Consider the following 10,627-nt stretch of genomic DNA (forward strand, 5'->3'; position numbering starts at 1 on the left):
CCAGCCTCACTGATCGCCGGGCCGGGGGCCGTCGTACGGGCGAATGCGCGCGCGCCGCTCGTCGGCTCGCCGGACCCGGGTGGTACGAGGTGAGGGTGTCCACCGAACCTCCCTCCAGTGATCCGGGCGCCGCGGCCCCGTCCGGCGGCGCCGGTGCCCGGTCCTCACGCGACCCGTCGGTGCCCCGCTCCTCGCGAGGGTCCTCGCGACCGGCACCGCACCGGCCACCGCGCCGGCTCTCCCCGCAGTGGCGGGCACGCGCGGCCGCGCGGACGGTGGCACGCGGCGTGCGGCCGGGCAGGGCGGCGTACCGCACGGCCGAGGAGGGCCGGGGTGGTGGCGAGGGAAGCGTGTGCGGTGACGAAGGAGGCGTGCGCGTCTTCCCGGCGTTGCGCACCGCCGCCGCTCACGCCTGGCGCATCCTCGTCGTGGGAGCACTGGTCTACGCCGTCTTCGCCCTTCTGGGACGGTTCCACGAGATCGGGGTGGCCGTGTTCCTGGGCCTGGTCGTCACGGCCGTGCTGCGGCCCGTGATGAACGCGGTGGCCCAACTGCTGCCCCGGCCGCTGGCGGTCGCCGTGTCGCTGATCGGCGCGATCGTACTGGTCCTCGGCATTCTGGCCGTGGTGGGCGAGGTGGTCGCCGGTGAGCGACGGGTCCTCCAGCAGGAGTTCGTCACGGGAGTGGACCGGATCGAGCGGTGGCTGGAGCGTCCTCCCTTTCGCCTCAACCCGGACGCGCTGACCGACATCCAGGGGCGGGTGGAGCGGTTTCTGTCCAGCCATCGCTCCACCATCGTCTCCACGGCCCTGAGCGGCGGCCGAAGGCTGCTGGAGGTCGTGACGGTGTGCGCCCTCGCGCTGTTCTGCTCCGTATTCTTTCTCTACTCCGGGGCCCGGCAGTGGCGCTGGTTCTGCGACCAACTGCCGGCGTCGGCGCGACAGCGGGTGGCACTCGGCGGCAGGACGGCGTGGCGGACCTTCACCGGTTACACGCACGGCATCGTCCTGGTGGCGGCGATCAACGCGGTGCTCGTCGGTATCGCCCTGTGGGCGCTCGGTGTGCCGCTGGCGATGCCGCTGGCGCTGCTGGAGTTCTTCGCCGCGTTCGTCCCCCTCATCGGCTCGCCCATCGCGCTCGCCGTGGCGGCGGTCGTGGCACTGGCGTCGAAAGGCCCGCTGGTGGCGGGCATCGTCGTGGCCCTCATCGTGATCATCGGGCAGATCGAGGGGCACGTGCTGCACCCCATCGTGATGAGCTGGGCCGTCCAACTGCATCCGGTGGTGGTCGCCGTCTCGGTCATCGGCGGCACCATCGCGGCGGGCGTGGTGGGTGCGGTCGTGGCGGTGCCACTGGTGTCAGTGGTGTGGGCGGTGCGCCAGGCGTTGCGGGGGGACAAGCAGCCCGCGGCCCCGGGGACCGAACCGGGCTGAGGATCACGCCGATCACCGGGCCGAGTCGTCGCGACGCCGCCGGGTGGTCCTGCCGCTCCCGACGGACGGCACAGGCGCGGCGCGTGGAGGGGCCCCGGTACGTGCCGAGTACCCCCGGAGCGCCGCGGTGTTCGACACGGCGCTGCACTCCATACCGCGCACGCGATCCTCTGTGCCGCCTGGTGAGTGCGGCTGAGCTGCGAATTCTGCGTCCTCCATGCTGCGTGCTCGGTCAGTGTCCGGTCCGCGAGCGATCCTGCAGGGCCTTCAACGAGAAGGTGACCTGTCCCTGCCTCGTGCTGGACGTGATCACCTCGCCGGCGATCCGCTGACCGGGTTCCACCACTTCCGAGGGGTGCTCAATCCGTTCCCAGGACAGGTCCGGGACCCGGATGAACCCCGTGCAGAAGCCGTCAGGCTCTCCGTCCAGATGAACAAAGACCCCGATATCGTGCACCACGGACACCGTTCCGGAGACGACTTGCCCGGGGTGGACACCGACGAGGAAGGACCGCAACTCCTGGTTCTCACAGGCCCTCGCTGACAGCAGCGGTTGTCCTTCGTGCCGGCGTCCTATCTCTTCAGCCTCTGTCTCCTGGCCCACTGCGAGGATTTCCGAAGGGTGCTCGCAGTGACGCGTCGACACCTCGTGCCGGGGGATACGCCCCACCTCAACGGTCCGCCCCTGGGTGTCCTCAAGGCCCGCCAAGGCGTCCGATCCGTCAAAGCCTATGACCGTTACCCGTCTTACTGGGCCTGGTTCCAGGCGGTCGAGCAAGGACCGCAGGCGAGGGTCGGAAGCAGCTTCGGGCATGAGCGAAGCCTGCTCTGACGTTCTGCCCCGGCTGCGGGGCTGAGGCGGCCGGCAGCGGCCGCCTCAGCATGGGTGACCGGAAGAACGCTATGAAGATCCGCCGGACAACCCCTGGGAGACGCTCGGGCGCCCGCGTCATCGACCGCGGTCGCCCGGCGGCCCGTGGTCGGCACAGCCCGCGGTGGTGCAGGATCCCGCCGGGTCCGTCGCGTCGTCCGCACAGAGCGTGCGGCACAGGGAGCAGGGGTGCGAGGTGTCGGTCAGCATGGGCATCGGGACCGGGGTGGGGAGCGAGAAGCCCGCACGATACTCGTCGCGCAGTGCTGTGGGTGCGGCGAGAACGTGCCGCGTCCGCCGTAACCTCAGCCACTCGAAACACAACGCTTTCCAGGTCGCATCGAGAAGCCGTCCGGTGAAGGCGGTGCCACGATCCTTGGGGGTGACGACGGGACGCTTGGACCTGTTCACGCGTACTCCTTCTCCGCCAGGTGTGAGGCGTTGTTGGAGACACCGACGCTGCTGCATACGGGTCCGCGACGGAAGGGTGGCGCACCCTGGCGAATGAGCGTCATGCCTGTTCGCGCCCCGTGCGCGCACTATCGGATTTGTCAGAGGCCGACACTCGTGCCCTGTGTCATCCTTCCAGCGTCATATAGAGGCGCGTGCCCCGGGGCCGGTAGCCGACGCGTTCGTAGACGCGGCGGGATCCCTCACCCGAGTACTCCAGCCAGACCGACCGCGCTTCCCGTTCGAACATGGCCCGGGTCAGTTCCGCGGTGACCGCGGCGGCGACACCTCGGCCGCGGAACGCGGGGCGGGTGCCCACTCCCGCGAGTTCCGACGTGCCCACGGCAGGCGCGGAGCACGAGGCGGCACCTGCGCAACTGCCGTCCGGTGCGCGGACGAACCGGATGGCCCCGCCGCTCGCCTGGACACGGCGCAGTCGGGCCGCTCCTTCAGGCGACGGCGCGAACTCCCCGGCGAACGTCTCGGACAGCGCCGCATCGATCGCCAGGTAGTCCTCGTCCCCGAGGGGAGTCACCGGCCGGACCGTGCCCGCACTCGACGGCATCGTCACTGTGGTGGGAGTGCAGACGAGGTACGCGTGCACCGCCTCGGTGGTGAAGCCCGCCGTGCGGAGCACGTGCTCCACGGCGGGCGCGCCGTCCGGCGCGAACTCCAGCCGGGGCTTGAGACCCCGTTCGCGGAATGCCTCGATCAGCGCCGCGACGTCCCGCCCATTCGGACGGGCGCCCGGCACCGGGGTCGCGTAGTTGATGTACGTGCTGGTGGTCGCGGGATCGAAACCGGCGACGAAGCCCCCGATTTCAGCTGCCTCGGGGCGGCGGCGCAGGTTGGTGGCGGCGAAGTTCTGGACGTCGATGTCCACGGTGATGATGACCTCACGTCAATGGCACAGCAGGGTGCGCTACGGCAGGTGAAATGGCCGGCGGTGCGTCATGCACCGCCCGGGGGGCCGCCGCGAGGTGGCACGGGCGACACTGAGGGCTGTGACTGCCGCTGGGCAGACGGCTCAGTGCCGGCGGCGGCCGCTGGGGGTCGCCGGGCTCATTGCGTCAGTCCTTCGTCATCATCGGTGCGTGCGTGCCTGGAGGGTCGTCGAACCGTCCCACATCCCCGGGCGCGAGCACGAAGCAGCGAGAGGGGACCTCACATGGAGCGGGCTCGGATTCTACTGCTGGACGCGGCCCCCGGCCCATTGCTCGGGCAGGAATTGACGCGTTGGCTCGGTCACGGGCATGCCGTCACACTCAACCTTCGGCGGGTGGCCAATCACGACGAGGTACGGGCCGGATGGACCGGCCGGGTGGACTTCACCGATTTCGACGCCTTCGACGAGTCGGCCCTGGTGACCGAGATCGGCAGGGACGGACTCGGGTACCACGCGCTGAAGTCCCGTGGCGGGGTCCCCCTGCGCGCCACAACCCTCGCGGCGGCGACCGACCCTGCCCTGGTGAACCGGCTCCGCGTGGTCGGCAGGGCCGGGGCGGGCACCGATCACGTCGACCTGGCGGCCGCTGCACGGCGGGGCGTCGCCGTCACCCACACGCCCGGGTCGAACGCGAACGCCGTCGCGGAGTTCACCCTCGCGCAGTTGCTGGCCCTCAGCCGGGACATCCCCGCCCACAACGCGGCAGCGCACCGCGGCACATGGCGCACCCCCACCGCACCGGCCGTGGAGTTGTCGGAACTGACCCTGGGCATCGTCGGCCTGGGCCGCATCGGCCTGGCACTGGCCGAGCGGGCGACGGCCCTCGGCATGCGGGTCCAGGGACTCTCGCGACGCCCGGCCGACGGCACGGTACCCCGCGTCGGCACCCTGACCTCGCTGCTGACGACCAGCGACGTGGTCTCCGTGCACCTACCGCTCACGGCGGAAACCCGAGGAATGATCGGCGCAGCGGAACTGTCGCTGATGCGACCCGGTTCGATGCTGCTCAACACCTCCCGGGGCGGCATCGTCGACGAGCATGCCCTGGCCCGTGCGCTGCGCGACCCCGGGCAGCCCCTCGCGGCAGCCGCTGTCGACACGTTCGAGCACGAGCACGCCGCCTTTGCCTCTCCGCTGTTCGGCTTGCCGAACGCACTGCTCACACCACACGTCGCGGGGATGACCCGGGAGGCGATGAGCGTCGCGGCAGTCCGCTGCGCCGATCACGTGACGGCGCTGCTCGCCGACCGCCCGGACGGGGTACCGGTCGTGCGCGCCGGTCGGGGCAGTGGCCAATAATCCCCTGATGCGACAGAGAGTTTCCGCCCGTCCCCGTACCCGACCGTCCGCCGCCCTCGGGAGCCGGGATCGGCTGCCCTCCCTCACCGGGCTGCGGTTCTGGGCTGCTCTCGTCGTGGTGCTCTATCACCTGTCGCGGCAGGTCGGGCCGCTTCCGGGGCTCAGCGACGCGGTCTGGTACGGCCGCAGCGGCGTCACCTTCTTCTTCGTGCTCTCGGGTTTCGTACTGGCATGGACGTACGACGGTGCGCGGGTGCCCGCCGGGGTTTTCCTGTGGCGGCGCTTCGCCCGTGTCTGGCCGCTGCTCGTGGCGACGACTGCGCTGTCCGTGGTGGTGTGGCTGGTGCTGGGGAAGGCCGTGTCGGCGAAGGCGGTCGTCGCGTCCCTGCTGCTCGTCCACGCGTGGGTGCCCGATGCCGTGGTGCTTCAGGGCGGCAATCCGGCGGCGTGGTCGCTCAGCGACGAGGCGTGGTTCTATCTGCTCTTCCCCGCGCTCATGGGCTGGCCCGTTGTGCGTTCGGGCCGCGGGCGGCGGTGGGTCGCCGTCGTGGTCTGCGCGGCGGCACCGCTCGCGTGGCTGTCCGGCGGGCTGATCGACGACGGGCAGGTGAGGGTGTGGGCCCTGGACTATCTGCCGCTGACGCGCACCCTGCAGTTCCTGCTGGGTGTGGTGACGGGCCTCGCCGTGAAGCGGGGCAGGCGGCCGGTGGTGGGGTTGTGGCCGGCGGTGGCACTGGTGGTCGCCTGGCACGGTGCGCTCATCCCCTGGTCACATGCTGTTCCCGACGGCCTGTGGTACAGCCCGTACACCGCGTCCCAACTGCTGTCGGCCCCCCTCTTCGCACTGCTCGTCGCCGCGGCTGCCCGGGCCGACGGCGAAGGGCGCCGGACCGGGCTGGGCGGTGTCCTGGCCGTACGGCTGGGGCACTGGTCGTTCGCCTGGTACCTCATCCACGAAATCGTGATCCGGGTGTGTGTGGCGCGGTACGGGAAGACGGAGTCCGTACTCGGTACGGTCCAGATCTGGCTGCTGGTGATCGGCATCAGCCTGGTGCTGTCGGCGTGCGCGTACCACTGGGCGGAGCATCCGCTGGAGCGTCTGCTCCGCTCGGTGGGGCCGGTCCCCCCGGCGCTCTCGCCGGCACCGGCGCCGGCGAGGGCGTCGTCCGCCGCCATCGTGTCCCACGGCAACAGCGCGAGTCCCGCGGACGGGGCCATCTCCGAGTCCTCACGGTGACGTCAGGCCGCACTGCCGTTGGAGGGGTGCTGCCGGCGGCGCGGCCGCCGGCATCGGTCCGTCGTGGACTGTCACGGCGACCGCAGCGGGGGCGGCCGCGTACCGGAGGAGGGGAAGGCGTGCAGGCGGGTCGCTCGAGCCATGGGCTCGGAGCCGTGGACTCGGAGCCCATGGACTCGGCGGACGGATCGCTCCGGCCGGCGCCCACGGGGTCGGCCGCGGTGGGATGGTGAACGCCGGTCGCGCTCTCAGATGCGCAGCAGCCGGTCCGTGAGTTCGCGGTAGGCCTGGAGGGTGCGGCGCAGGCGCTCGGTGTCGTGCGCCTCCGCGGGGCCGTCCCACGCCGTGCGCAGCTTCCTGCGCTGCTCGGTGAGAACGTCGACGACCTGTTCCGCGGCCTCTTCCATGGTCCCGGCGGCTTCCTCCACGGCGCCCCGCGGGTCGTCGACGAAGCCGGTGAGCGCGTGCCGCATACGGTTGGCGAGCATGTCGCGGCGGGCGTCCGCGACCAGTGCGTCGCTGCCACTGACGGCAGGCGCCGTGAGGTGGTCGCCGTTGGGCACCGGGCCGGTGTGATGCTCGGGAGGGGTCGGGTGGACCGGCAACACCGCCGGGTCCGGCCGTGCCGCGGTGTTCCTGGGCCCGGGACGCTCGCCCGAAGGCCGGGGGCGCGCGCCGGAACCGCTCCGGTTCCGGTCGCCGTGCTGCGGTGAGTTGCTCTGCGGTACCTGCGCGGGGTCGAGGCTCATGACGCGTCGTTTCCCTTCGGCTTGAGCGAGCGGGGCAGATGGAATCCGGTGTGACGGGCCGGGGCCGTCTTCGGTGCACGGGCGGGCCGTGTGTGGTCCCGCGTGGTGGGGCGGGCCTCGGTCAGCGCCTTCAGCAGCCGGCGGCCGTCGATCAGTGCGGTACGGAGGTGCTCGGTGTCGGCGTGCGTACCGTCGGGGCGGGCCGCGGCGCGTCGCAGTCGCCGGTAGGCGTCCATGTGACGGGCGTGGTGCACGGAAAGGGCGGCTTCCTGCTCCTCGTGCGCGCCCGAGTGGGGGAAGCCCCGCTCCTGTGCCAGGGACGCGATCAGCTCGGCGGCCTCGGTGACGGCCTCGCGGGGCGCGTCCACGAACCGCTCCTGCACCACTGACCAGCGGGCCGTGTACCGCCGGTGCGTCTCGGGGTTCAGCGGCCGGATGTTCAGCGTGCCGTAGCGTTCGACACGGGTCGCGAGTTCGCGCTCGGCGGCCGTGGTGTCTCCGTCGTGGCGGGCGACGGTGCGTTCGTACTCGGGACCGAAGCGCCGTTTCAGCGCGTAGCCCCGTGTGCCGCCGGCGCGTGTCCGCCACACGTGGAACGCCACGGCCGCGCAGGCAAGCACCACGATCAGGGTCGCGGCGGCGATGAGGACAGTGGACATGACTGCCTTCTTCTCTCGATTCAGGTGGTTCGTCCGTTCGTCACGCGGATTGCCTCGATTGCCATGAACAAACGGCCCGTAGCGGAAGAGCGCCGCGAAGTGCCCCACGACTGCCGTGTTTCACCGACGGGCCTGCGGTCACCCGCGACAGGAGGCGCGCCGAAGAAGCTGTGCGCCGAACGGACCCGGAAAGGAGACGCACGTGCGGAACTGGCGCGAGTACGCGGAATGCAGGAACGAGGATCCCGACCTGTTCTTTCCCATCGGCACCGGCGGGCCGGCCGTGATCCAGGCCGAAGCCGCCAAGCAGGTGTGCGCACGGTGCCCGGTCCGGGAGCAGTGCCTCGAGTGGGCGCTGGAGAACAACCAGGAATCCGGCGTGTGGGGTGGGCTCCGCGAGGACGAACGCCGGGCCCTCAGGCGCCGGACCCGGCGGCGCGACCGTCCCGCGGCCTAGGGCTACGGTGTGACGTCCTTCTTCCACGGCCCGACGCCGAGCTTCCCGGTCGTGCCGAGGTCGAGTTCCGGTGTCACCGTCACCGGCTGGGCGCCGGGCTTGGCCGTGACCCGGACGTAGGGGACGTTCACGGCAGTCCCCGCCCCGGTGGTGTTGCGCCACATCAGGCTCGAGGAGGCGGCCTCGCCCGGCTTCAGCGTCACGGGCCCGGGCGGAGTGTCGAAGCCGTCCACGGTGGCGATGCCTCCGCTCCCGCGCAGAATCCGGACCCCGGAGACCTTCTGCCTGTCCTCGTCACGGAGTTCGAGGATCGGGTAGCCGTTGACCCGGTAAGGGTGGGTCCCGCAGTTCACGAGGTGGAGTCCCACGACGCGGAGCCCCATCGCGGCGTCGCCCTCGTCGGCCGTGACGCGGACGCCGGAGCGCGGGCAGGGGCCGGTCGCGGCCGGCGCTTCGTCCGAGGGGACGCGCCGGACCTCCGCTATCCGTACACGCCCCCTGCCCTGCGGTTCGGGCCGCTCGGCGGACCACTCGACGGTGCGCCTCGCCGTCCCGCCGGGGCCGACGGAGGGCACGGTCTGTTCCGTGTTCGCCAGTACTTCTCCGGCCTCGGACAGGACGTCGAAGGTGATGGTGTACGTGTAGGGCTCGGCCTCGGGGTGGGTGATCTCGAACTCGGTGGCGGCCGGTGCGAGCGCACCCGGGCAGGCCGCCCCGCTCCTGCTGATGATCCTGACGCCGTCCTTCGCGGCGTCGGTGGGATCACCGGGCACGGAGGGGCAGTTGGACGGTCCCGTCCCGGTACCGCGGCCGCCGGTCGCGTCGCCGCCCGGTGAGTCGATGCGCTGAGTCCCGCACGCCGTCAGGAGCGAGGCGCTCAGGAGTACGGCGGCGGAAAGGGCCCGAAGGCATCTCGTACGCATCGGACCACCCCACCAAGTGCCTGGTCACCGGGCCGTGATGGAAGCCACACCCCCGGTCACAGGCGTGTCACAACCTCGGCCGGCCCGGTTCGGTCCGTGGCCGCGGACACATCTCCGGTCCGCCCGTTGCCGCATGCCGTGCGAGGCGTCCCGGTCCCCGGCGTCTGCGCGCCCGGCGGTATCCCCACGCCGTGGTCGTGGCCGCCGCCGACGAGGAACGCGGCTCCGGCTCGTCCGACCAGGCGGCCGGCTGTCGAGCCGCCCGTCAGAGGCGCGCGGTACGTTGCGGCGATGGGCATCTATCTGTTCAGTGTCAGTGCGGAAGACTGGTTCGGTGAGGAGGAGGACGGGTGGGGTGAGGTCGCCTCGGCGCTGAACGGGGAGCTGAGGCAGCGCGGTCTGCCGCCCTACGCTCCGGTGCCCGCCGAGAAGGGTGTCGCGCGGGGGTCGGGGCAGTCCTTCGAGGAGAAGCTGATCCCTTCCATGGACGGTTTCGGCGCGCTGTGCGCCGCGCACCTCTCGCCCGAGGAAGTGGAGACCGTGTGCGGCTGGACGGTACTGGTTCCCTTGTCGCTCGACGAAGAGATCTGGTTGCCCCTGGAGAACAGCCATGCGGAGTCGACCATGATTGCCGGAGCTCCTCAGGTGCTGGCCGTCGCGCAGAGGCTGGCGGCAGCGGTCGAACTGCCGCCGGAAGTCCCCGAGCCCTCCCACAATCTCGCTCTGACCGCATGGTTCATGGACGGTTCGGCGAAGCGACTGGCTGCTGCCCGACCCGGACGGTGGAGCGACGACCTTGATACGGCGTTCTACGTCGCGCTGTACCTGCGCGCCGCTCAGCACTCGCTCCGGCGGGGCGTCCCCATCCTCTATTCCTGATCCGGTCGCCTATTCCTGATCCGGTCGCCTATTCCTGATCCGGTCGCCGCTCCCGGGATGGGGGCCTGTCGGCCCGCCGCCGCGTCGTCCGTCACCAGCAGCGCACCTCCCGGCGGGTCCGGGTGTCGAGGCGCTTGTCAGTGCTGCTGGCTACCGTGGTGCCCATGATCGATGCCGAAGACGTCCGTCGTATCGCCATGTCCTTTCCGGAGACGGTGGAGAAGGAAGCGTGGAACATCCCCACGTTCCGGGTGGCGGGAAAGATGTACGTGACGATCCCCGACGACCAGACCTCGTTCGCCGTGCGCTGCCCGAAGCTCGAGCGTGCCGAGCTGATCGCCGCCGAGCCGGAGAAGTTCTGGGTGCCGCCGCACGAGGCGAGTTCGGCGTGGGTGCGGGTGCGGCTGGCCGCCCTGGAGGACGTGGACGAGTTGCGCGACATCCTCGTCGACTCCTGGAGACAGGCCGCGCCGGACCGGCTGGCCGAGGCACACCCCGAACTGCGGCCCGGTGCGGGGACCGGTAAGTGAAATACCGCTGTACTCGCGCCGGGGTTCCCCCGACAATCCGGGGATGACGCGTACTCCCCGCCGCCACGGCGGCAGACGGTCCGCGACACTGAGCGGGATCTTCGCCGCGGGCGTCCAGGTGTTCCGGTTCTACGGCGACGGAACCGTCCTCGACGTGTGGGTGCGGCCCGCGCCCCTTCCGGACGCGGCCGACG

General features: G+C 71.3%; 12 protein-coding genes. 6 read left to right on the forward strand and 6 right to left on the reverse strand.

The features are described 5' to 3' along the window. Window positions 1–371: 371 nt before the first annotated feature. Complete coding sequence (locus tag ACY34K_RS33360) at window positions 372–1,433, forward strand: AI-2E family transporter (RefSeq protein WP_462753939.1); 1,062 nt, start codon at window positions 372–374, stop codon at window positions 1,431–1,433. A 232-nt stretch (window positions 1,434–1,665) separates the two neighbouring features. Here the strand turns inward: ACY34K_RS33360 and ACY34K_RS33365 are convergent, their stop codons facing one another. The 3 genes from ACY34K_RS33365 to ACY34K_RS33375 form a co-directional block, all read right to left on the reverse strand. Continuing rightward, window positions 1,666–2,211, reverse strand: a complete 546-nt coding sequence (locus tag ACY34K_RS33365; RefSeq protein ID WP_462753941.1) for a S1 RNA-binding domain-containing protein — start codon at window positions 2,209–2,211, stop codon at window positions 1,666–1,668. Between the two features lie 171 nt (window positions 2,212–2,382). Beyond that, window positions 2,383–2,715 (reverse strand): hypothetical protein, encoded by a 333-nt coding sequence (locus ACY34K_RS33370; RefSeq protein WP_462753943.1) that lies wholly within the window; start codon window positions 2,713–2,715, stop codon window positions 2,383–2,385. A gap of 166 nt (window positions 2,716–2,881) precedes the next feature. After that, window positions 2,882–3,637: a GNAT family N-acetyltransferase gene (locus ACY34K_RS33375; RefSeq protein ID WP_462753945.1), complete on the reverse strand. Its 756-nt coding sequence runs from the start codon at window positions 3,635–3,637 to the stop codon at window positions 2,882–2,884. Between the two features lie 396 nt (window positions 3,638–4,033). Here ACY34K_RS33375 and ACY34K_RS33380 point away from each other — a divergent pair, with 396 nt between their 5' ends. Continuing rightward, complete coding sequence (locus ACY34K_RS33380) at window positions 4,034–4,999, forward strand: NAD(P)-dependent oxidoreductase (protein WP_462753947.1); 966 nt, start codon at window positions 4,034–4,036, stop codon at window positions 4,997–4,999. Between the two features lie 7 nt (window positions 5,000–5,006). Next, on the forward strand, window positions 5,007–6,236 hold the full coding sequence (locus tag ACY34K_RS33385) for an acyltransferase family protein (protein WP_462753949.1): 1,230 nt from the start codon (window positions 5,007–5,009) through the stop codon (window positions 6,234–6,236). Between the two features lie 248 nt (window positions 6,237–6,484). Here the strand turns inward: ACY34K_RS33385 and ACY34K_RS33390 are convergent, their stop codons facing one another. Together ACY34K_RS33390 and ACY34K_RS33395 are read right to left on the reverse strand one after the other, a co-directional pair. Beyond that, a complete protein-coding gene (locus tag ACY34K_RS33390) occupies window positions 6,485–6,985 on the reverse strand; it encodes a hypothetical protein (protein WP_462753951.1) in 501 nt (166 codons plus the stop codon). Next, a complete protein-coding gene (locus ACY34K_RS33395; RefSeq protein ID WP_462753953.1) occupies window positions 6,982–7,644 on the reverse strand; it encodes a hypothetical protein in 663 nt (220 codons plus the stop codon). The genes ACY34K_RS33390 and ACY34K_RS33395 overlap by 4 nt, the downstream gene beginning before the upstream one ends. A 202-nt stretch (window positions 7,645–7,846) precedes the next feature. Between ACY34K_RS33395 and ACY34K_RS33400 the strand changes: the two genes are divergently transcribed. After that, on the forward strand, window positions 7,847–8,101 hold the full coding sequence (locus ACY34K_RS33400) for a WhiB family transcriptional regulator (RefSeq protein ID WP_462753955.1): 255 nt from the start codon (window positions 7,847–7,849) through the stop codon (window positions 8,099–8,101). Between the two features lie 2 nt (window positions 8,102–8,103). Here the strand turns inward: ACY34K_RS33400 and ACY34K_RS33405 are convergent, their stop codons facing one another. Continuing rightward, a complete protein-coding gene (locus ACY34K_RS33405; protein ID WP_462753957.1) occupies window positions 8,104–9,024 on the reverse strand; it encodes a DUF4232 domain-containing protein in 921 nt (306 codons plus the stop codon). A 291-nt stretch (window positions 9,025–9,315) separates the two neighbouring features. Between ACY34K_RS33405 and ACY34K_RS33410 the strand changes: the two genes are divergently transcribed. Together ACY34K_RS33410 and ACY34K_RS33415 are read left to right on the forward strand one after the other, a co-directional pair. Beyond that, window positions 9,316–9,903, forward strand: coding sequence for a hypothetical protein (locus ACY34K_RS33410; RefSeq protein WP_462753959.1), 588 nt, complete (start codon window positions 9,316–9,318; stop codon window positions 9,901–9,903). 164 nt (window positions 9,904–10,067) lie between these two features. Beyond that, window positions 10,068–10,433 (forward strand): MmcQ/YjbR family DNA-binding protein, encoded by a 366-nt coding sequence (locus tag ACY34K_RS33415; RefSeq protein WP_462753961.1) that lies wholly within the window; start codon window positions 10,068–10,070, stop codon window positions 10,431–10,433. Window positions 10,434–10,627: the final 194 nt, after the last annotated feature.

The sequence above is a fragment of the Streptomyces sp. STAM6 genome, assembly GCF_054963715.1.